Here is a 19,399-nt window from a genome sequence, read left to right as displayed (position 1 = left end):
GCCCTTCGGGAAGGCCCTCGGCTCCCTCAGGTCCTCAGGCCCTCAGGCGCTGATCGGCCTCGACCACGTCGGAATCGTCCCCGTCACCTGGCACAGGGCCAGGTAGAGCGGTATCGGTGGGGTGTACGGGAGGGTGTCGTGCGGGCGGTGCAGGAGGGGCGGGGTGCGCGAGGCGTCGCGAACGACCGCTCCGGTGGCGTAGTGGGCGGGGGCCGGCCACTCCAGGGCGTAGTCGGAGTCCGCGGGGACGAGCCACCACCAGTGGTTGGTGTCCGCGTACACGCAGCCCACGCGCGGTAGCCGGGGGAGTATCTGGGGGCCGAAGCGGGCGGGTACCGCCACCGCGTCGCAGCCCAGGGGGGCGGTCATGCCGTCCGGTATCGGAAGGCGCAGGGGGGCGCTCGCACGGGGTGGACTGTGCAGGCCACGCTTCACGCGCACCAGCGTGTCCATGGTGACGACCCGGCCCCCCGTGGACGAACCCCTTACACCCATTCGGCCTCTGTCCCCGTCCCCGTCGTCGCGTGCCCTTGGAGCGTGTGGCACCCGTGCTGCCCGTGGCCGCCCCCGCCGTCGCGTGCCCTTGGAGCGTGTGTGACCGGTGCTGCCCGTGGTGTGCCTGTGGGTCCTGGGGGGGCTCCGGGTGCGGGTCACCGGTCGTGTGGGGGCGGGGTGGCGGCGCGCCCCAGCCGAGGTCACCGCGGGCCGCCGTGTCGTCGGCGCCGGTGGCGACCGTTGCTCGCGCGAGTTCCGCCCAGACCAGCAGGCCGGGTCCGTGTTCCTGGGCGCCCCAGGCCCTGCACATGGCCTCGACAAGCAGTAGTCCCCTGCCCTGCTCGTCGGCGGGGCGCTGCGGCGACTGATGGGGTATTCCGGGCGCGCAGCCCTCGTCACGCACCGCTATGCGCACCAGCTCGTCGCCGTCGTGCAGCTCGCAGATTATGTGGCTGCTCGCGGTGTGCACGATGGCGTTGGTGACCAGCTCGGTGACGACCAGAGCCGCCGTGTCGCACGTGTCCTCGCAGATCGACCAGCCCGTGAGCCGGGCGCGCGTCAGGCGGCGGGCCTGCGCGGGCGAGCCCGGATGGGCGGCCAGTTCGAAGCGGAACCGGCGCTCGGCCGCCGTATCGGAGCGCAGCGCGGCTGCGGCCCCGGGACCGGAGCGGTCCGCGGCGGCGTCTGTTCCTAAGGACGGGGACGGAATCACGCTTGCCACTATCTCCCCGCCGTGAACACTTGGCAAGTGTCACTCTGAAAATTGCAGAGTGCGGTGTGACGGAGTGGAACGGCGTGGCACACTGCTCGCAACAGCACTCGGAGCGGCGCCAGTTGGGACTTTTGGTAGGTTTTCGAATAAACCTTCGAACGGATTCCCGGTGGCGCCGCCGGGCTGTCAGGAATTCTCACCGGCGTACGCCGGTGCCCGATGGAGGTGGAGCGTGAGCGAACCGCGGTCCGCGCCGACGGTCGGACAGGTCGTCCTCGGCCGACGACTGCTGGACCTGCGGGAGCGTGCGGGCCTGCGACGCGAGGAGGCGGCACGCATCCTCAGGGTCGCCCCCGCCACCGTCCGCCGCATGGAGATGGCCGAGGTCGCTCTCAAAATCCCCTACCTCCAGCTCCTCCTCAAGTCGTACGGAGTTTCGGACGACGAAGCCGAGGCGTTCGTCCAGCTGGCCGAGGACGCCAATCAGCCCGGGTGGTGGCAGCGGTTCCACGATGTGCTGCCCGGCTGGTTCTCCATGCATGTCAGCCTGGAGGGCGCGGCGAGCCTCATCCGCCAGTACGAGCCTCACTTCGTCCCCGGCCTGCTGCAGACCGAGGGGTACGCCCTCGGTGTCCTGAGATCGGGCGCCATCGGCCAGACCAGACCCGAGGACATCGAGCGCCATGTCGCGCTGCGCATGGAACGCCAGGGACTGCTCACCCGTGAGGGTGCGCCCCGGCTGTGGGTCGTGATGGACGAGACCGTCCTGCGTCGGCCGGTGGGTGATCCGGAGGTGATGCGTGGGCAGATCGACAGACTGCTCGAAGCCACGGACCTGCCCAACGTGACGATCCAGGTCGCCCCCTTCTCCTCGGGGCCGCACCCGGGCACGTACGGGCCCTTCGTGCTCTTCCGTTTTGCCGTGCCGGAACTCCCGGACATGGTCTACAGCGAGTACCTGACCGGCGCCATCTATCTGGATTCGCGCCCCGAGGTGGCCACCCACCTGGAGGTCATGGACCGCATGGCGGCTCAGTCCGCTACAGCGCATCGCACGAAGGAGATCCTCCGGGATCTCCGCAAGGAGCTCTGAATCTCTGCATGGATCGCATGACGTCCAAGGTCCGGATACGCCGCGAGCGAATCAATGAGCTGACCACTGACCGGGTCACCGAGCGGGCGAGTGCCCGTATCTACAACGGCATGCCCGCCGGCGAACTGGGCAGCGAGGGCTGGCACAAGCCGTGGAGCGGTGGCAACGGCGGCAACTGTCTGGAGGCGATGAAGCTCGCCGACGGACGGATCGCCGTCCGTCAGTCCACCGACCCGGACGGTCCGGCGCTGATCTACACCACGGCCGAGATGCTCGCCTTCATCGAGGGCGCGAAGGCCGGGGAGGCCGACTTCCTGCTCTCCTGAGGTCCGGCTTGGGCCGTTCATGGGCCGTCGGTTCCGTTGTGTTCAGTCACGTCCTTAATTCGGTGCTCAGTCGATCGCTTGCCACGTCAGTCCACGGGTCACACAACGTAGGGAGTTTGCTCGGCCCGCTCGTCCAATCACGGAACCGCCGGTGGAGGTCACCCAGAGCAACGGCCGGGTCAGCCGTCCGCGTTGTCGGCACTTCCTCATTCCGGGGGAAGCGCCTGGCAGAGAGCCTCCAGTGCCGCCGCGTACGCGTGCTCGGACGGTGCCGCGTACCCCACGACCAGGCCGTCGGGGGCAACCACCCCGTGACCGCTTTCAGGGGCCCTCTCCGGGTAGTGGAACTCCGGATGCCGGAACTCCGCGAGCCCGTCGAGGGCGATTCCCCGCCAGGTCGCCGCCTTCACCGCTGACCGCTCCGTCCCGGGCGGCAACCGCAGCACGGCGTGCAGTCCCGCCGCGACACCGGTGACCACGACATGCGGCGCGTGCGAGGCGAGCGCGGCGACGAGCCGGTCGCGGCGGCGCCGGTACCGCTGCCGCATGCGCCGCACATGACGGTCGTACGACCCGGACCCGAGGAAGTCCGCGAGCGCCAGCTGTTCGAGCGAGCTCGCCCACGCCTCCCGCTCACCCTTCGCCTCGAGTACGGGCTCCACGTACCGCTCCGGCAGCACCATCCAGCCCAGTCGCAGCGCCGGTGACAGGCTCTTGCTGACCGAGCCGAGGTGGATCACCCGCTCCGGATCCAGCCCTTGCAGGGCGCCGACGGGCCGGCGGTCGTAGCGGAACTCCCCGTCGTAGTCGTCCTCCAGGATCACGCCGCCACACGCGCGTGCCCAGTCGATCACGGCCGCGCGGCGCTCGGGGTGCAGCGGGCCGCCAGTGGGGAACTGGTGTGCGGGCGTGAGCAGTACGGCCCGCTCCCGGTCGAGCAGACCGACCCGCGCGCCGTCCTCGTCGAGGGGCAGCGGCACGGTCCGTACCCCGGCCGCGGCCAGCAGTTCCCGGTGGAAGCCGAGCCCGTACGCCTCCACGGCCAACGGCCCGCGCAAGACCGCGTCCGCGCCCCCGCTGCCGCCCGTGCCGCCGAAGAGGAGCCGCAGGGCGTGTGCGAAGCCCGAGCAGATGACGATGCGTGCCGGTTCCGTACGTACGCCACGCGCGCGTGCCAGATACTCCGCGAGCGCCTCCCGTAGTTCGATCCTGCCGGCCGGATCACCGGGCCCGTACGCCTCGTTGGGTGCCTGCTGGAGCGCCCGCCGGTACGAGGCAAGCCAGGCGGCGCGCGGGAACTCCGACGCGTCCGGTTTGCCCTGACGCAGGTCGTGTCGTGGTCCACGCGCGCGTGGAGGTGCCTTTACGGGGACGCGGGCCGCCCTTGCGGGGGCGGCGCGCTCCGCGACCCGGGTGCCCGAACCCTGGCGGGCGGTCAGCCAGCCCTCAGCGACGAGTTCGGCGTAGGCGTCGGCCACCGTGTTGCGGGCCACGCCGAGATCGGCGGCGAGGGAACGATACGGCGGCAGCAGGGTGCCGGGCGCGAGCCGCCCGCTGCGGACGGCGTCCCGCAGGGCGCGGATCAGGGCGTCCCGCCGCCCGCCGGGCCCTGACCCCTCCAGTTCCAGATGGAGGTCGGCACCGACACGCTCCGCCGAATTGACCCACGTTTCTGCCACAGGAATGAACCCTACAGCCGGTCTTTCAGGCCCGTAGATTCATGGTCATGACGACGAACACGAACACCGCGGACCCCACGATCGCCCACCTCGCGGGGGTCGCCGAAACTCCCCGCCTGAACCTCGCGAAGACGGCCCCCAAGGTCTTCCGCGCTCTCATCGGCTTCGACGCGGCGGCCCGCGAGGGCCTCGACCCGGCACTGGTCGAACTGATCCAGATCCGCGCCTCGCACCTCAACCACTGCGCCTACTGCCTCCACATGCACACGAACGACGCGCGCAAGGCGGGCGAGAGCGAGGACCGGCTGCACCTGGTCCCGGTGTGGCGCGAGGCCCGCCACTTCTACACCCCGAGGGAACAGGCGGCGCTGGCCCTCACGGAAGCGGTCACCCTGGTCGCCGACGCAGGCGTCCCGGACGACGTTTACACCGAGGCCGCGGCCCACTTCGACGACCGGGAACTGGCCCAGGTCCTGTCCCTCATCCTCGCGATCAACACCTGGAACCGGGTGGCGCTGGCGACCCGCAAAGTCGCGGGCACGGACGAGCGCTGACCCACGCCGGCGCGGACAGGGCCTAGACGATCATCGGCCGGTCGTACGGGCCTACGGGCGCCGGCAGCTGAGTGGCGCCCGTCAGCCGACGGTCCACGGCCGCCGCGACCGCCCGCCCCTCCGCGATCGCCCACACGATCAACGACTGCCCGCGGGCCGCGTCCCCCGCCGCGTACACGCCCGGCACGTTCGTCGCGAAGTCGGCGTCGCGGGCGATCGTGCCGCGCGGGTCGAGGGCGAGCCCGAGCTGCTCGATCAGACCGTCCTGCCGGTCGGGTCCGGAGAAGCCGAGGGCGAGCAGCACCAGGTCGGCAGGGAGCGTCCGTCCGGACCCGGGCAATGGCCGGCGCTCCGCGTCCACCGCGACGAGGTGCAGCGCCCGTACGTGCCCGTCCGCGTCGCCCGTGAAGCGGAGCGTGGACGCCGCGAAGAGGCGGGCGTCGGCGTCGGCCGCGGGCGCCGACTCCAGGTCACGGGCCTCCTCGTGCGCGGCCGACAGCCGGTAGACCTTCGGGTACGTCGGCCAGGGATCCAAGTCCTCGTCGCGCTCCCCGCCGGGCTGGGCGTAGATGTCCAACTGGGTGACGGAGGCGGCCCCTTCACGCACCGCGGTGCCCAGACAGTCGGCCCCCGTGTCACCACCGCCGACGATGACGACGTGCTTCCCGGCGGCGGACATCGGGGATATCTCCAGATCTCCCTGGCACACCCGGTTGGCCAGGGGCAGATACTCCATCGCCTGTTGAACCCCGGCCAACTCCCGCCCAGGAAGCGGGAGTTCACGCCACGCCGTGGCACCCACGGCCAGTACCACGGCGTCGTAACGCGATCGCAGCTCGGCGGCCCCGACATCCCGCCCGACGGCGGTCGACGTACGGAACTTGGTTCCCTCGGCCCGCATCTGCTCCACGCGCCGCTCCAGATGGTGCTTCTCCATCTTGAACGCGGGGATGCCGTACCGCATCAGCCCGCCGAGCCGGTCGTCCTTCTCGTACACGGCGACGGTGTGTCCCGCCCGGGTCAGCTGCTGTGCCGCTGCGAGCCCGGTGGGCCCCGACCCGATCACCGCGACCGTACGCCCCGACAGCCGGTCCGGCGGCCTCGGAGGTACGAAGCCGTCGGACCAGGCCCGGTCGGCTATGGCCACCTCGACGTTCTTGATGGTCACCGCAGGCTGGTTGATGGCCAGCACACAGCCCGCCTCGCACGGCGCCGGGCACAACCGTCCCGTGAACTCGGGGAAGTTGTTCGTGGCGTGCAGCCGGTCGCTCGCCGCGCGCCAGTCCTCCCGGGAGACCAGGTCGTTCCACTCGGGGATCAGGTTCCCCAGCGGACAGGCTTCGTGGCAGAACGGGACACCGCAGTCCATACAGCGACCGGCCTGCTTGCTGACAATGGGCAGCAGCGCCCCCGGCACGTACACCTCGTCCCAGTCACGGACCCGCTCCTCGACAGGCCTGCGGAGCCAGTCCTGGCGGGCTGTGGTGAGAAAACCTTTGGGATCACCCATGGCGGTGTCCTTGCCGTCTTCCGTGCGGACGCGTGACGGGGCCGTGCGGGCCGTGCGTCATCGGGCGGCACTCTCTTCCGGACACGATACGACTCATCGGCCAGGCACGGCGAGCGGGACGGTGGCTCAGGCGACGGCCAGGACGTACAGCACCGAGGCCGCGGCGGAGGCGATCGTGCGTATGTGGTTCCACAGCGTCCACTCGCGCACATACACGGGCCAGTAGGCGTCGGCCTCCGCCGTGCCCGGCTCCAGCTTCAGCAGGGCGTTGTTGCGCGGCACGTTCGCGCCCATGGTGAGCCCGAACGAGCCGAACAGATACAACGCGCTGCCCACCAGCAGCTTCACCGCGCCCTTGTCCGGCCACACCACCCACGTGACGACGACGATCACCAGACACAGCGCGGCCGACCCGATGAACACGAGCATGAAGGGCGGACGCACCGCGGTGACGTTGATCGCCCGCATCGCGGCGACCCCCTGCGCGGGCGGCAGCGCGGCGAGCCCCCTCATCACGAAGGTCGAGAACCCGCAGAACACCCCGGCCACCACCCCGGTACCGAGCACACCCAGCACCACGAGTACGAAGTACGCCCCATCGATCACGCCGACTCCCCGCTCGATCCCCAACCGTCCCCACCAGTGAACCCCCTGCCGCTGACAATGCCCCTGGCCCGGCGGCGCGGCGCCCTCGCGAGCAGGTCGCGGAGCCACCGCGCTCACATCGGCTCGGCCCGGACATCGGCCGCCGTTCCCGCATCCGCCCCCGCTTCCGTCGCCCATTCCCGAAGCCTCGCCTCGACGGCACCGGCGATCCGCCGCCGAGCCTCGTGCCGCGCGCATCCGCTCATCAGCAGCAGGTCGTACGACGTGTCCACATGCCGTACGGACGCCACGACCGCCGAGGCCACCGCCCCCTCGGACAACGCCCGCCCCGCCGCGCTCCGCCCCACACGCCCGCTGCCCCGCACCGAGGCGTGCGCGGCGATCTCCGCCGCCCGATCCGCCGGGCATCCCGGAAAAAGCCTGCGGATCTCCCGCGCGAATGCCTCGGTGAACCGCAGATCCTCCGCGGCCCGCCGTCGCGCGTCCCGCGTCCGACGCCGTCGTCGTGCCTCGGTATCCGCCAGGCACCGCTCCTCGGCCCGGGCGAGCGCCGCCTCCTCGACGAGAACGCCCTGTCGTTCGTACCGCCCCTGCCGCCGGTTGAACCGCACGACCACCGCCCACAGCCCGCTCTCCTCCCTAGACCTGCGTGTCAACGCGGTGTCGCCCCTCGGCAGGAACACCAGGTGCCCGAGATCGGCACAGTCGAGACACCGAGGCGCCCCCTCCTCCAGCACGAGCAACGCCAACGGCCCCTGTCGGCACGCGACGCACTGCCGCCGCTTGAGAGGCTGCACGACGAGAAGTCCGGGGTGAAGCAGGGGAGTTGTGCGCCTTGTCATGGATGCTTGATTCCCACCGGCGACCACAAATCCCGGCCCGGCCCCCGTCTTCTCGCGCATTCGCTGTTCCTCCTCACCAGTGGCCACCCGGCATGATGGACCGTGTGCGACTGGAACCGATCACCTGGGACCGGCTCGGCGACCTCCTCGCCGAACGTGTGCTCGACCTGAAGCCGGAAGACGGCAGCCCCTGGCCGCGCATCGCCTTCGACGGAGCCCCGGCGGCCCGCCCGGGAGACCTCGCCGAACGCGTGGCCGAGGCGCTGCGCGTACGCGGTCGGCCCTCCCTCGCCATCGGCACTGCCGGCTTTCTGCGCCCCGCCTCCCTCCGGCTGGAGTACGGCCACGAGGACGTGGACGCCTACTACGACGGCTGGTTCGACACCGGCGCCCTCTGGCGCGAGGTCTTCGGCCCTCTCGAACCGGGCGGCGACGGCCGCGTCCTGCCCGACCTCCGGGACCCGCTCACGGACCGTTCCACCCGCAGCCCCGCCGTCAGGCTCCCGCCCGGTGGCCTCCTGCTGCTGCACGGACCCTTCTTGCTGCGCCACTGGTTCCCGTTCGATCTGAGCGCCCACGTCCTCCTCTCGCCGGCCGCCCTGCGTCGACGCACCCCCGAGGCCGAGCACTGGACCCTCCCCGCCTTCCAGCGGTACGAGAGGGAGACGGACCCCGCCACCACCGCCGACGTCCTCATACGCGCGGACGACCCGCGGCATCCGGCGTGGAACGGCTGACCCGGCCCCGGTGCCCGGAAGCCGCGGACTTCCGGGTGCGCATCCCCTCGAGCGCGACAAGAATGTAGGACGCCGGGACTAGCGGTGCCCTCTGTGCCGCGCCGGCCGTCCGGCACCGGGAGGTACTTCATGACCACCGCCGGAGACATCATGCATCACGGCGCCCAGTGGATTCCCGCCCACGAGACCCTCAATCGGGCCGCCGAGATGATGCGCGAGCTCAACGTGGGCGCCCTGCCCATCAGCGACGAGAACGAACGACTGTGCGGCATCCTCACGGACCGCGACATCGTCGTCGGCTGTGTGGCCATGGGCCACGACCCGGCGAAGGTCACCGCAGGCGAGATGGCCCAGGGAACCCCGCGCTGGATCGACGCGAACGCCGATGTCAGCGAAGTGCTCGAAGAGATGAAGGACCATCAGATCCGCCGACTTCCGGTGATCGAGAACAAGCGTCTGGTCGGCATGATCAGCGAGGCCGATCTGGCCCAGCACCTCACGGACGACCAGATCGCGGCCTGGGCCGAGAGCGTCTACGCCAAGAGCACGATGCGCTGACCCCACCGCTCCCGCACGCATCTTCTCGCCCGGCCGCCCACGCCGGGCGACAAGGTGCGCCGGGGCCGGCCGCGTCAGAGCCAGCCGTTGCGCCGGAAGCTCCGGTACAGCGTCAGACAGGCGACGGATATCAGCCCGATGACCAGCGGATAGCCGAACTGCCAACGCAACTCCGGCATGTGATCGAAATTCATGCCGTAGACACCGCAGACCATCGTCGGTACGGCGATCACCGCCGCCCACGCCGTGATCCTGCGCATGTCCTCGTTCTGCGCGACCGTGACCTGCGCGAGGTGCGCCTGCAGAATCGAGTTGAGCAGTTCGTCGAACGCCGCGATCTGCTCCGTGGCGCGCAGTTGATGGTCGGAGACGTCGCGGAAGTATGCCTGTATCTCCGGGTCGATCACCCGGATCGGCCGTGTCGCCAGTTCCTGTAGCGGTCGGTGCAGCGGGGCCACGGCCCGCTTCACTTCCAGGAGTTCGCGCTTGAGCTGGTAGATCCGGCCGGGGTCGGCGCCCGCACCGTCAGCCGCGAAGACATCCGTCTCGACCTGGTCGATGTCCGCCTGGACCGCGTCCGTGACCTGCAGATAGTCGTCGACCACGTGGTCCGCGATCGCGTGCAGGACAGCAGCCGGGCCTTTGGCGAGCTGTCGTGCGTCGGCTTCGAGCCCCTCACGCAGGGGGCCCAGAGAACCGTGCCGCCCATGTCGTACCGTGATCACGAAGTCCTGGCCGACGAAGACCATGATCTCGCCGGTGTTCACCACCTCACTCGTCGCCGTCAGCTCGGTGTGCTCGATGTAGCAGACCGTCTTGAACACCGCGAACAGGGTTTCGCCGTACCGTTCCAGCTTCGGGCGCTGGTGGGCGTCGACCGCGTCCTCGACCGCGAGCGGGTGCAGGTCGAAGAGTTGTGCGATGCCCGCGAACTCCTCATCCGTCGGCTCGTGGAGACCGAGCCAGACGAAGCCCTCGTCGCTCTTGCGGACCCGCCGCACCGCGTCGACCAGATCCCGGCCGGCCGGGATCCGGACACCGTCCGCGTAGGCCACGCAGTTCACCACCGCGGAACCCAGCGGTGACCGGGCATGGTGACTCAGGTCGACAAGCGGGCGCCGCCGTGCCAGCCGTGCCACCTTACGGAGGTCGCCGACCCTGCCGAGGCCCGTGACCTTCCGCAGATTCCCTGCCATGGACATCTGGATCTCCTTGCGTGGATCTCCTCGCGCCGCACTGTCCGCACCTTGCGCCTGACTCGCCAGTTTGCCAGCCCCGCCCGAACGCCGGAGAAGCCTGGGGGAACGGAAGGTTCCGTTTCGCTTCGCCGGTGCGGGAGCGTCGACCCGGCCGAACAAAGCGGATGACTGGGATGATCTCGGCATGACGCGAACCGACGGGTATCTCCTCGACAACCGGCAGACAGAGGCGGGACAACGCTTCGACGCCTTCGCCGCTCTCTTCGATCCCACGACCTTCCGGCACCTCGAGGGATTCGGTGTCGGACCCGGCTGGCGCTGCTGGGAGGTCGGGGTCGGGGGGACCTCGGTGGTCTCCTGGCTGGCCAAGAAGGTCGGCCCGACCGGAAAGGTCGTCGCGACCGACCTCGACACCTCGTGGGTCGCCCCGGCGGCCCGCCCGCCGGTAGAGGTACGCGTCCACGACGTGGGCGTCGACGAGCCGCCGGGGGAGGGGTTCGACCTCGTGCACGCCCGGCTCGTCCTCGTCCATGTGCCGGACCGCGAAAGGGCGTTGCGCTCGATGATCAAGTCGCTGCGTCCTGGCGGACGCCTGCTGGTGGAGGACGCCGATCCCGCTCTGCAACCCCTGCTCTGCCCCGAGGAGCACGGCCCCGAGCAGCAGCTCGCCAACCGGCTGCGGCACAGCTTCCGCCAGCTCCTCGCGGACAGCGGCGCCGACCTGGCGTACGGGCGTAAACTCCCGCGGCTGCTGCGTGAGGCGGGCCTGCGCAACGTACAGGCCGACGCGTACTTCCCCGTCACCTCACCCGCCTGCGCCACGCTGGAGTCCGCGACGATCCGTCAGATCCGGGAGCGGCTTGTCGCCGGAGGCCTCGCCACGGACCAGGACATCGACCGCCACCTGGCCAACGTGGCCTCGGGAGGGATGGACCTGGCCACCGCACCGATGATCTCGGCGTGGGGACGCAAGGGTTAGGTCCCCGGCCGACGGCTCCGGCCGGAGCCGCGGGGCATGGCACCCCCGGACCGGGGCCCACCGAGTCGAAACCCTCCTTCGCCTCGGGGGCGGACGTACCCTGCCCCGCTCACCTCCGCCGATGAGGCGCCGCGACACTTTCCCGGCCCGATCCGCCGGACAGACCCCAGACACGGGCCGACGGCAGTCAGGGCGCCGCCTCGTCGGCCCTCATCCGAGAACCGGCGGCCTTCCGCCGACCCGCTCCACCGCCCGCGCGCCCGCCCGGCACCCCTGTGTCGCCGCCTCCTCGGGTCCGGCACCCGTCAGCAGGGCCGCGAGGAACGCGCCGGTGAAGGCGTCACCGGCGCCCGTCGTGTCCCGGGGCGTCGCGGGCGCGGCCGGAACGCGGGCGCACAGGGTCCCCGATCGGGCTACCAGCGCGCCCTCGGCACCCTGCTTGGCGACCACCAGCGGGACGTGGCGGCTCAGCTTGGCCGCCGCGTCCGCCGGATCGGGCAACCCGGTGAGCAGACAGGCCTCGTCACGGCTGGGCAGCAGGACATCCACTCCGGACGCCAGATCCAGGAAGCGGTCGACACCCAGTTCGACCAGGAACCCCGCCGACGCCGGATCCAGACTCACCGGTACCCCACGCGCGCGTGCCGACTCCAGAGCCGCCGCCACGAACGCCCGACCCAGCGCCGAGAACAGCAGATAGCCCGAGAGATGCAGACGTGCCACACCGTCGAGCAGCTCGTCCGACCAGTCGTCGGGATCCAGTCGCGACGAGGCACCGCTCTGGGTCAGGAACGTGCGCTCGGCCGCCGAGTCCGTGTCCACCAGGCAGATCACCGTCCCGGTCGGTACCCCGGGATCGACGACGAGGCGTGGTCGCACCCCGCACGCAGTCAGCTCGCGCTCGTGCCATTCCGCGGAGTCCGCGCCCACCCGTCCGAGCAGCCGAACCTCCGAGCGGCCCCAATGGGCAGCCCAGCAGGCCACGTTGGCGCCCGCACCGCCCGGCAGCGTCCGGATCACGGCGCTCGTGTCGGTCCCCGATGCGAGCGGACCCCGGTGCCGGGCGACAACGTCCGTGATGACGTCCCCGACGACGAGCAGCGCCCTCCCCGGCTCCGTCACTGCCCGGCCCAGGCCGCCGCGATCCGCCCCGCGAGCCGTACGTTGCCGCGGACCGCTGCCAGGTTCGCGCTCAACGAGGCGCCGTCGGTGTGCCGCACCAGGTAGTCGAGCAGGAACGGCGTCACAGCCTGCCCGCTCACGCCCTGTTCCTCGCACGCGTGCAGCGCGTCGGCGAGCACGCGCGCGTGGAGCCCGGGATCCAGTTGCTGCTGCTCGGGCACGGGATTGGCGACGATGAACGCCGACTCCGGGGAGTCGAGCGCGTCCTGGGCCCGCATCACGTCCGCGACCTGCTCCGGCGTGTGGAGCGTCCAGTCCACCGGATGCCCGGAGTCCGAAAGGTAGAAGCCGGGGAAGTTGCCGGTACCGAAACCGGCCACGGCGACCCCGAGAGTCTCCAGCCGCTGCAAGGTGGCTGGCACATCCAGGATCGACTTCACGCCCGCGCAGACGACCGTGATCCTGGTACGTGCCAGCAGTCCCAGGTCGGCGGACTCGTCCTGGGTCACCGTCCACTCCCGGTGCACCCCGCCGAGCCCACCCGTGGCGAACACCCGTACGCCGGCCTGGGCGGCCAGCAACGCGGTCGCGGACACCGTGGTCGCCCCGCTCACCCCGGCGGCCACCGCGAGCGGCAGATCGCGGTGCCCCAGCTTGCGGATCCCGTCCTCGTTCGCGACCCGGTCCAACTGTGCCTTGTCCAGGCCGACATGAGGGCGCCCGTCCAGCACTGCGATCGTTGCCGGGACGGCACCCTCCTGCCGTACGACGTCCTCGAGTTCCAGCGCCACCTGCAGATTGCGGGGGCGCGGCAGCCCGTGCGCGATGATCGTGGACTCCAGAGCCACCACGGGTCGACGCGCGTCGACCGCTTCCCGTACTTCTTCGGACACCACCAGCATGACGCGCCTGCTTCCTGTCGTTCGGTCTTCCCTCATCTCTGGCGGGCGGCACGCCTGGTCAAACCCTTGCGATCAGGCGAAGAGGCCACCAGCCTGGAGTACATGACGGACAACTCGGCGCGTCTCGACCATGTCGTCCTCTGGGTTCGTGATCCGCTCGCCGCTGCCGACTTCTACGAGAAGGCGGTCGGCATGGAGCCCCTGAGGATCACCGAATTCGCCGGGGGAACCGTGTCGTTTCCCTCCGTGCGCCTCAACGGCGAGACCATTTTCGACCTCGCTCCGGTCTCGCTGGCTGAGCGTATGGACATGCTCCCCGGGTCTGCCGACAGCGCGGGCCATCCCGTCAACCACGTATGCCTGTCCCTGCCCGAAGATTCCTTCGACGCCCTGCGAACCCGCCTGAGGGAACAGGACGTACCCGTCTCGGACTTCTCGTACGACTCCTACGGCGCTCGTGGCACGGCGAGGCGCAGTTTCTACTTCCGTGACCCCGACGGCAACGTCTTCGAGGCACGGCACTACGCGTAATGACCGCCGGACCTGCGGCCGAGTGGCTCAGCCGCCTGCCTTCGCGCTCCGGACCCGCAGTGGGCCGTTGCGGGTGAACAACACCAGTGCGCCCACGGGTATCAGCAGGCACGCGGCGGCGAAATTCAGCCATCCGTAGCCCGCCTGGGCCATCACGAGCCCGGCGGTGGCCCCGCCGAGGCCCGCCGAGGTGTTCATGACAAGGTCGGAAAGCCCCTGGGCCGCAGCGCGCGCCGCCTCGGGTACGGAGTCCGTGAGCAGGGCGGATCCGGAGACCAGCCCGGCCGACCAGCCCAGCCCGAGGACGAAGAGCCCCAATGCGACGCGCCCGTGACTGCCGCCTGCCGTCCCGGCGAGGAACGCGGCGCAGGCCAGCAGCCCTATGGCGAGCCCGATGCCCGACAGCCGTCCGACCCGGTCGGACAACCGCCCCATGAGCGGCGAGAACGCGTACATGCCCGCGATGTGACCACTGATGACCAGCCCGATCAGATCGATGCTCGCGCCGTGGTGCCCGAGAGCGACCGGCGTCATCGACATGACCGAGACCATGGCCGTATGGCACATGGCCACCGTCACGAGCGCGAGCCGGGCGCGCGGCGAGGCGGCGACGGCGGTGAGGCCCGCCCGCAGGGACCGGCTCTCGGCCGACCGCTCCTGCGCCGGGGCGAGCGCACGGGCCGTGAGCAGCGGATCGGGGCGCAACAGGACGGCTACCGTCACCGCGGTGACCAGGAAGATCCCGGCCGCCCAGAGAAAGGGGCCCGCCGTCGCGGGTATCCCGAGTCCGGACACGCTGCGTCCTGCGGGCGCTGCGATGTTCGGTCCGAGGACCGCCCCTATCGTCGCCGCCCACACGATGTTCGAGATGGCTCGGGCTCGCCTGTCCGGCTCGGCGAGATCGGCGGCCGCGAACCGCGTCCCCAGATTGGCCGAGGAAGCCGCGCCGAACCCGGCCATGCCGCACAGCAGCAGCGGAAAGCTGTCGATGACTGCCGCGACCACGACGACACCCGCCCCGAGGGCACCGACGAGATACCCGAGGACCAGTCCGGGCCGCCGCCCGCGCGCGGTCATCAGCGCCGCAAGCGGCAGCGAGGCCATCGCGGTGCCCGCGACCATCGAGGTGGGCGCGAGCCCGGACAGCGACTCGGTACCGCTGATCCGCTGGGCCAGTACGGACGAGAGGGCGACACCGGTGGCGACTCCGAGCCCGCCGAGAATCTGACTCGTGACGAGCACCGCGGAGACGCGACGTCGCAGCGCGGCCCGCTGCTCGCCCGTCACAGGCATGCCGACGCTCCGGTCGACGGCGGTCATCGCGGCCCGCTCACGCGGGCGAAGAACGTGCTCACTGGCGTGGTCCCCCCTGCTGCTTTTGCACAGCGTCCCCCACGGAACCTCCTCCCGCACGGGACTGTCCCCTCGTACTGCTGGGCCTCCTGTTGAGGAAACCCTCGAGCCCTGCGGCTGTCCCTCAGAACAGTGGCTCGGGCAGCACCCCTTCGAGCGCGAGCAGTTTCCGCTTGGTCTCCAGACCGCCCCCGAACCCGCCGAGGCCACCGTCGCTCTCCACGACCCGATGGCACGGCACCACGACCGGCAGCGGATTGGCGCCCATCGCCGCACCCACCGCCTGAGCCGCGCCCGGCTGGCCGACCCGGCCGGCCAGGTCGCCGTACCCGACCACCGCGCCGTACGGCACGCCCGAGGCGAGTTCGCGCAGCACCTGGCGGTTGAATCCGGAGATCAGGGACCAGTCGAGCGGCAGCTCGAAGTCGTGCCGCTCACCCGCGAAATACGCCGCGAACTGGCGTATCGCCTCAGCGAGGAGCGGGGACCCGGGCGCCTCGACGGGTTCCGCGCCGAGCCGGGAAACGAGCCGCTCGATCGTCCTTTCCCGCACCGACTCCGTGGCGTGGAACACCACGTTCACCAGGCCCTCGTGCGTCGCGGCCAGCAGCAGGGGGCCGATGTCGCTGCCGACGACCGCCCACACCACCCGCTGCCGGTTCTCCGGGTCCTGTCGCTGGTCCCGCCCGTGGCTGTCCATACGCCCACCGTACGACCCACCACTGACATCAACGCCCGGCGCACGGGTGCGAGCGAGCACGGACGGTCCGCGAGTGACAGCCGAGGGACAAGGGAGGGAGCACGGGCAAAGAGCCGCGACACACACAGATTGAACGGAGTTGCCCGAGTCCGCACACTCCTGCCGCACAAGTGGGGCAAGGCCGTGTTTCTTTGCCGGAAAATCGTTCGACCCTTCCGGAGCCAGTCATACTCTCTGCCACACCCCTGACCGCTGGCCGGTCCTGGGGCACGGAGGCATTTCAGGGAAATCCGGGGATGCGACAGGGCGGAAGGGCAGCCGCGCATGCAGGGCACGGTCGACGGATTCAGCTACGGACTCGTCACACCGCTGGTGGCCTACCTCATGGCCTGCCTGGGCGGTGCGCTGGGCCTGCGCTGCACCACCAGATCGATGCTGGTCACCCAGTCCTGGCGACCAGGATGGCTGGCACTCGGCTCGGCCGCGATCGGCTCCGGCATATGGACGATGCACTTCATCGCGATGATGGGGTTCGCCGTCAAGGAGACCCCGATCAACTACGACATGTGGCTGACCTTCGCCAGCCTGGGCGTCGCCATCCTCATGGTCGGCATCGGGATCTTCATCGTCGGCTACCGGGGCGCGAGCGGAACAGCCCTGTTCACCGGCGGCACCATCACCGGCCTCGGCATCGCCTCCATGCACTATCTGGGCATGGCCGGAATGCGCCTCAACGGGAAGCTGGAGTACAACACCCTCACCGTCTCGGCCTCGGTCGTGATAGCCGTCGTGGCCGCCACCGCCGCCCTGTGGGCGGCCGGGCAGATCCGCGGCTTCCTGTGGAGCGTGGGCGCCAGTCTCGTCATGGGGCTCGCCGTCAGCGGTATGCACTACACGGGCATGGCCGCCCTGAGCGTCCACCTCCACAACGCGCCCGGGAGCCCGGAGGGAGCCTCCCCCGCGGCCCTGCTCGCCCCCCTGATGATCGGCCCCCTGGCCTTCCTCCTGCTGGCAGGCGTCGTCGTGCTGTTCGATCCTCTGATGGTCAAGGGCAAGCCCGACCGGCGCCTCACCGAGAACAAGCCCGGCATCCCGGCCCACCCCGCCGTCCCGCACCCCGGCCGTCGCCCGCAGCGTCCCGGTCACAGGCGCGGACACCAGAGCTCCCGCACCCCGCAGAACCGGTGATCAGGACCCGTTGTCAGTGGGTGGTCGTACGGTGGATGTCATGCGGCCAGTTTCCAAGATCGAACGCACGGTGGCGCCCTTCGAGGTCGTCAGCCCCTATCAGCCGAGCGGCGACCAGCCGGCGGCCATCGCCGAGCTGGCTCGGCGCATCGAAGCAGGTGAGAAGGACGTCGTGCTCCTCGGCGCGACCGGCACCGGCAAGTCCGCCACCACCGCCTGGATGATCGAGAAGCTTCAGCGCCCCACGCTTGTCATGGCGCCGAACAAGACTCTGGCCGCCCAGCTGGCGAACGAGTTCCGGGAACTCCTCCCGAACAACGCCGTCGAGTACTTCGTCTCGTACTACGACTACTACCAGCCCGAGGCATACGTCCCTCAGTCGGACACCTACATCGAGAAGGACTCCTCGATCAACGAGGAGGTCGAACGCCTGCGTCACTCCGCGACGAACTCGCTGCTCACCCGGCGGGACGTCATCGTGGTCGCCTCCGTGTCCTGTATCTACGGCCTGGGTACTCCGCAGGAGTACGTGGACCGGATGGTCCCTCTCAAGGTCGGTGAGGAGATCGACCGGGACCAGCTGCTGCGCCGCTTCGTCGACATCCAGTACACGCGCAACGACCTGGCCTTCACCCGCGGCACGTTCCGCGTCCGGGGTGACACCATCGAGATCTTCCCGGTCTACGAGGAGCTGGCCGTCCGCATCGAGATGTTCGGCGACGAGATCGAGGCACTCTCCACCCTCCACCCGCTCACCGGCGAGATCATCAGTGAAGACGAGCACATGTACGTCTTCCCTGCCACGCACTACGTGGCAGGGCCCGAGCGCATGGAGCGGGCCGTCAATGACATCGAGAAGGAACTCGGCGAACGCCTCGCCGAACTGGAGAAACAGAACAAGCTCCTGGAGGCCCAGCGCCTGAGGATGCGGACGACGTACGACCTCGAGATGCTCCGCCAGATCGGCTCCTGTTCCGGAGTCGAGAACTACTCGATGCACTTCGACGGCCGCCTCCCCGGCTCTCCGCCGAACACCCTGATCGACTACTTCCCGGACGACTTCCTGCTGGTCATCGACGAGTCGCACAACACGGTCCCGCAGATCGGCGCCATGTACGAGGGGGACGCGTCCCGCAAGCGCACGCTCGTCGACCACGGCTTCCGGCTGCCCTCCGCGCTGGACAACCGCCCACTGAAATGGGAGGAGTTCCAAAAGCGCATCGGGCAGACCGTCTACCTGTCGGCGACCCCCGGCAAGTACGAGCTGTCCCGAGGCGACGGCTACGTCGAGCAGATCATCCGCCCCACCGGTCTCATCGACCCCGAGGTCGTCGTCAAGCCCACCGAGGGTCAGATCGACGACCTGGTGCACGAGATCCGCACGCGCGCGGACAAGGACGAGCGAGTCCTGGTGACCACGCTCACCAAGAAGATGGCTGAGGATCTCACCGACTACTTCCTGGAACTCGACATCCAGGTCCGCTACCTGCACAGCGACGTCGACACCCTGCGCCGGGTCGAGCTGCTGCGCGAACTGCGCGCCGGCGAGTTCGACGTCCTGGTCGGCATCAACCTCCTCCGGGAGGGCCTCGACCTCCCTGAGGTGTCCCTGGTGTCGATCCTCGACGCCGACAAGGAGGGCTTCCTGCGCTCCGGCACCTCCCTGATCCAGACCATCGGCCGCGCGGCGCGCAATGTCTCGGGCCAGGTCCACATGTACGCCGACAAGATCACCCCGGCGATGGAGAAGGCCATCGAGGAGACCAACCGCCGCCGGGAGAAGCAGGTCGCGTACAACAAGAAGCGGGGCATCGACCCGCAGCCGCTCCGCAAGAAGATCAACGACATCGTCGCGCAGATCGCCCGCGAGGACGTCGACACGGAACAACTCCTTGGCTCGGGCTACCGCAAGTCGAAGGACGGCAAGGGCGCCAAGGCCCCGGTGCCCTCGCTCGGCGGCAAGGCGGCCAAGGGAGCGAAGGCGGTCAAGGGCAAGGCCGGGGAGACGGTGCCGACGGATCGCCCCGCGGCCGAACTCGCCGACCAGATCGAGGAGATGACGGCACGTATGCGTGCTGCGGCAACCGACCTCCAGTTCGAGATCGCCGCCCGGCTGCGCGACGAGGTCTCGGAGATGAAGAAGGAACTGCGGCAGATGAGGGAGGCGGGCATCGCCTGAGTGGTGCCCGGGGCGCACGGGGTGCCGACCGCCGCACCGGTCGGGCACCCCGGTCCGCCTCCGCGACCTGCGTCGTACGCGCAGTGTTGCAACACCGACACAAAGTGCGCCCAGGCTTCGGCACTGTCAGTGCT

At 70.1% G+C, this 19,399-nt stretch carries 19 protein-coding genes and 1 pseudogene; 9 read left to right on the top strand and 11 right to left on the bottom strand.

What is annotated here, in order from left to right; genetic code table 11:
- Positions 1-42: 42 nt before the first annotated feature.
- Complete coding sequence (locus tag ADL01_RS28840) at positions 43-495, bottom strand: hypothetical protein (protein ID WP_053744921.1); 453 nt, start codon at positions 493-495, stop codon at positions 43-45.
- 349 nt (positions 496-844) lie between these two features.
- Positions 845-1,207 (bottom strand): annotated as a pseudogene (locus ADL01_RS47915) (ATP-binding protein); the annotation flags it as partial.
- 232 nt (positions 1,208-1,439) lie between these two features.
- Here ADL01_RS47915 and ADL01_RS28830 point away from each other — a divergent pair.
- Both ADL01_RS28830 and ADL01_RS28825 read left to right on the top strand, forming a co-directional pair.
- Positions 1,440-2,300 carry a helix-turn-helix domain-containing protein gene (locus ADL01_RS28830; protein WP_053744919.1) on the top strand — a complete coding sequence of 287 codons (861 nt, stop codon included), beginning with the start codon at positions 1,440-1,442 and terminating at the stop codon, positions 2,298-2,300.
- 110 nt (positions 2,301-2,410) lie between these two features.
- Positions 2,411-2,626: a DUF397 domain-containing protein gene (locus tag ADL01_RS28825; RefSeq protein WP_055525969.1), complete on the top strand. Its 216-nt coding sequence runs from the start codon at positions 2,411-2,413 to the stop codon at positions 2,624-2,626.
- A 206-nt stretch (positions 2,627-2,832) separates the two neighbouring features.
- Here the strand turns inward: ADL01_RS28825 and ADL01_RS28820 are convergent, their stop codons facing one another.
- Positions 2,833-4,305, bottom strand: coding sequence for a PLP-dependent aminotransferase family protein (locus tag ADL01_RS28820; RefSeq protein ID WP_053744918.1), 1,473 nt, complete (start codon positions 4,303-4,305; stop codon positions 2,833-2,835).
- Positions 4,306-4,352: 47 nt separating this feature from the next.
- Here ADL01_RS28820 and ADL01_RS28815 point away from each other — a divergent pair, with 47 nt between their 5' ends.
- The gene (locus tag ADL01_RS28815) at positions 4,353-4,859 is read left to right on the top strand and encodes a carboxymuconolactone decarboxylase family protein (protein ID WP_053744933.1); all 507 of its coding nucleotides are present in this window, start codon (positions 4,353-4,355) and stop codon (positions 4,857-4,859) included.
- Positions 4,860-4,881: 22 nt separating this feature from the next.
- On the opposite strand, the gene ADL01_RS28810 is transcribed toward ADL01_RS28815, so the two are convergent.
- The 3 genes from ADL01_RS28810 to ADL01_RS28800 form a co-directional block, all read right to left on the bottom strand.
- On the bottom strand, positions 4,882-6,369 hold the full coding sequence (locus ADL01_RS28810; protein WP_053744917.1) for a glutamate synthase subunit beta: 1,488 nt from the start codon (positions 6,367-6,369) through the stop codon (positions 4,882-4,884).
- Positions 6,370-6,495: 126 nt separating this feature from the next.
- Entirely contained in the window at positions 6,496-6,975 is a 480-nt protein-coding gene (locus ADL01_RS28805) for a DUF1772 domain-containing protein (protein ID WP_053744916.1), read from the bottom strand.
- A 113-nt stretch (positions 6,976-7,088) separates the two neighbouring features.
- Positions 7,089-7,817 (bottom strand): DUF2293 domain-containing protein, encoded by a 729-nt coding sequence (locus tag ADL01_RS28800; protein WP_053744932.1) that lies wholly within the window; start codon positions 7,815-7,817, stop codon positions 7,089-7,091.
- 95 nt (positions 7,818-7,912) lie between these two features.
- Between ADL01_RS28800 and ADL01_RS28795 the strand changes: the two genes are divergently transcribed.
- Positions 7,913-8,554, top strand: coding sequence for a uridine kinase (locus tag ADL01_RS28795; RefSeq protein WP_199834956.1), 642 nt, complete (start codon positions 7,913-7,915; stop codon positions 8,552-8,554).
- 129 nt (positions 8,555-8,683) lie between these two features.
- Positions 8,684-9,112, top strand: a complete 429-nt coding sequence (locus ADL01_RS28790) for a CBS domain-containing protein (protein ID WP_053744914.1) — start codon at positions 8,684-8,686, stop codon at positions 9,110-9,112.
- Between the two features lie 74 nt (positions 9,113-9,186).
- Here ADL01_RS28790 and ADL01_RS28785 read toward each other — a convergent pair whose 3' ends face one another.
- Positions 9,187-10,314 (bottom strand): magnesium and cobalt transport protein CorA, encoded by a 1,128-nt coding sequence (locus ADL01_RS28785; protein ID WP_053744913.1) that lies wholly within the window; start codon positions 10,312-10,314, stop codon positions 9,187-9,189.
- A gap of 181 nt (positions 10,315-10,495) precedes the next feature.
- On the opposite strand from ADL01_RS28785, the gene ADL01_RS28780 reads away from it, so the two are divergent.
- Positions 10,496-11,290 (top strand): methyltransferase domain-containing protein, encoded by a 795-nt coding sequence (locus ADL01_RS28780; RefSeq protein ID WP_053744912.1) that lies wholly within the window; start codon positions 10,496-10,498, stop codon positions 11,288-11,290.
- A gap of 210 nt (positions 11,291-11,500) precedes the next feature.
- Here ADL01_RS28780 and ADL01_RS28775 read toward each other — a convergent pair whose 3' ends face one another.
- Together ADL01_RS28775 and ADL01_RS28770 are read right to left on the bottom strand one after the other, a co-directional pair.
- Positions 11,501-12,412 carry a carbohydrate kinase family protein gene (locus ADL01_RS28775; protein ID WP_053744911.1) on the bottom strand — a complete coding sequence of 304 codons (912 nt, stop codon included), beginning with the start codon at positions 12,410-12,412 and terminating at the stop codon, positions 11,501-11,503.
- Positions 12,409-13,314, bottom strand: coding sequence for a pseudouridine-5'-phosphate glycosidase (locus tag ADL01_RS28770; protein WP_053744910.1), 906 nt, complete (start codon positions 13,312-13,314; stop codon positions 12,409-12,411). Before ADL01_RS28770 ends, ADL01_RS28775 begins: the two co-directional genes overlap by 4 nt.
- A 102-nt stretch (positions 13,315-13,416) precedes the next feature.
- Between ADL01_RS28770 and ADL01_RS28765 the strand changes: the two genes are divergently transcribed.
- On the top strand, positions 13,417-13,845 hold the full coding sequence (locus ADL01_RS28765; protein ID WP_053744909.1) for a VOC family protein: 429 nt from the start codon (positions 13,417-13,419) through the stop codon (positions 13,843-13,845).
- Between the two features lie 27 nt (positions 13,846-13,872).
- Here ADL01_RS28765 and ADL01_RS28760 read toward each other — a convergent pair whose 3' ends face one another.
- A complete protein-coding gene (locus ADL01_RS28760) occupies positions 13,873-15,138 on the bottom strand; it encodes an MFS transporter (RefSeq protein ID WP_420719745.1) in 1,266 nt (421 codons plus the stop codon).
- A gap of 184 nt (positions 15,139-15,322) precedes the next feature.
- Entirely contained in the window at positions 15,323-15,898 is a 576-nt protein-coding gene (locus tag ADL01_RS28755; protein ID WP_053744907.1) for a methylated-DNA--[protein]-cysteine S-methyltransferase, read from the bottom strand.
- 324 nt (positions 15,899-16,222) lie between these two features.
- Between ADL01_RS28755 and ADL01_RS28750 the strand changes: the two genes are divergently transcribed.
- Together ADL01_RS28750 and uvrB are read left to right on the top strand one after the other, a co-directional pair.
- Complete coding sequence (locus ADL01_RS28750; protein ID WP_053744906.1) at positions 16,223-17,086, top strand: MHYT domain-containing protein; 864 nt, start codon at positions 16,223-16,225, stop codon at positions 17,084-17,086.
- Positions 17,087-17,126: 40 nt separating this feature from the next.
- A complete protein-coding gene (gene uvrB / locus ADL01_RS28745) occupies positions 17,127-19,265 on the top strand; it encodes an excinuclease ABC subunit UvrB (RefSeq protein ID WP_053744905.1) in 2,139 nt (712 codons plus the stop codon).
- Positions 19,266-19,399 lie beyond the last annotated feature (134 nt).

Source organism: Streptomyces sp. NRRL WC-3618 (assembly GCF_001280005.1).
Lineage (GTDB): Bacteria > Actinomycetota > Actinomycetes > Streptomycetales > Streptomycetaceae > Streptomyces.
This window is presented reverse-complemented; position numbering and strand designations above follow the sequence as displayed.

Bases quoted from the DNA above. Each gene is read 5' to 3' on its own strand.
- ADL01_RS28760 (WP_420719745.1), bottom strand. From the start codon at position 15,138: ATGCCTGTGACGGGCGAGCAGCGGGCCGCGCTGCGACGTCGCGTCTCC.
- ADL01_RS28785 (WP_053744913.1), bottom strand. From the start codon at position 10,314: ATGTCCATGGCAGGGAATCTGCGGAAGGTCACGGGCCTCGGCAGGGTC.
- ADL01_RS28840 (WP_053744921.1), bottom strand. From the start codon at position 495: ATGGGTGTAAGGGGTTCGTCCACGGGGGGCCGGGTCGTCACCATGGAC.
- ADL01_RS28750 (WP_053744906.1), top strand. From the start codon at position 16,223: ATGCAGGGCACGGTCGACGGATTCAGCTACGGACTCGTCACACCGCTG.
- ADL01_RS28755 (WP_053744907.1), bottom strand. From the start codon at position 15,898: ATGGACAGCCACGGGCGGGACCAGCGACAGGACCCGGAGAACCGGCAG.
- ADL01_RS28825 (WP_055525969.1), top strand. From the start codon at position 2,411: ATGCCCGCCGGCGAACTGGGCAGCGAGGGCTGGCACAAGCCGTGGAGC.
- ADL01_RS28810 (WP_053744917.1), bottom strand. From the start codon at position 6,369: ATGGGTGATCCCAAAGGTTTTCTCACCACAGCCCGCCAGGACTGGCTC.
- ADL01_RS28790 (WP_053744914.1), top strand. From the start codon at position 8,684: ATGACCACCGCCGGAGACATCATGCATCACGGCGCCCAGTGGATTCCC.
- ADL01_RS28780 (WP_053744912.1), top strand. From the start codon at position 10,496: ATGACGCGAACCGACGGGTATCTCCTCGACAACCGGCAGACAGAGGCG.
- ADL01_RS28770 (WP_053744910.1), bottom strand. From the start codon at position 13,314: ATGCTGGTGGTGTCCGAAGAAGTACGGGAAGCGGTCGACGCGCGTCGA.
- ADL01_RS28815 (WP_053744933.1), top strand. From the start codon at position 4,353: ATGACGACGAACACGAACACCGCGGACCCCACGATCGCCCACCTCGCG.
- uvrB (WP_053744905.1), top strand. From the start codon at position 17,127: ATGCGGCCAGTTTCCAAGATCGAACGCACGGTGGCGCCCTTCGAGGTC.
- ADL01_RS28795 (WP_199834956.1), top strand. From the start codon at position 7,913: ATGGACCGTGTGCGACTGGAACCGATCACCTGGGACCGGCTCGGCGAC.
- ADL01_RS28765 (WP_053744909.1), top strand. From the start codon at position 13,417: ATGACGGACAACTCGGCGCGTCTCGACCATGTCGTCCTCTGGGTTCGT.
- ADL01_RS28800 (WP_053744932.1), bottom strand. From the start codon at position 7,817: ATGACAAGGCGCACAACTCCCCTGCTTCACCCCGGACTTCTCGTCGTG.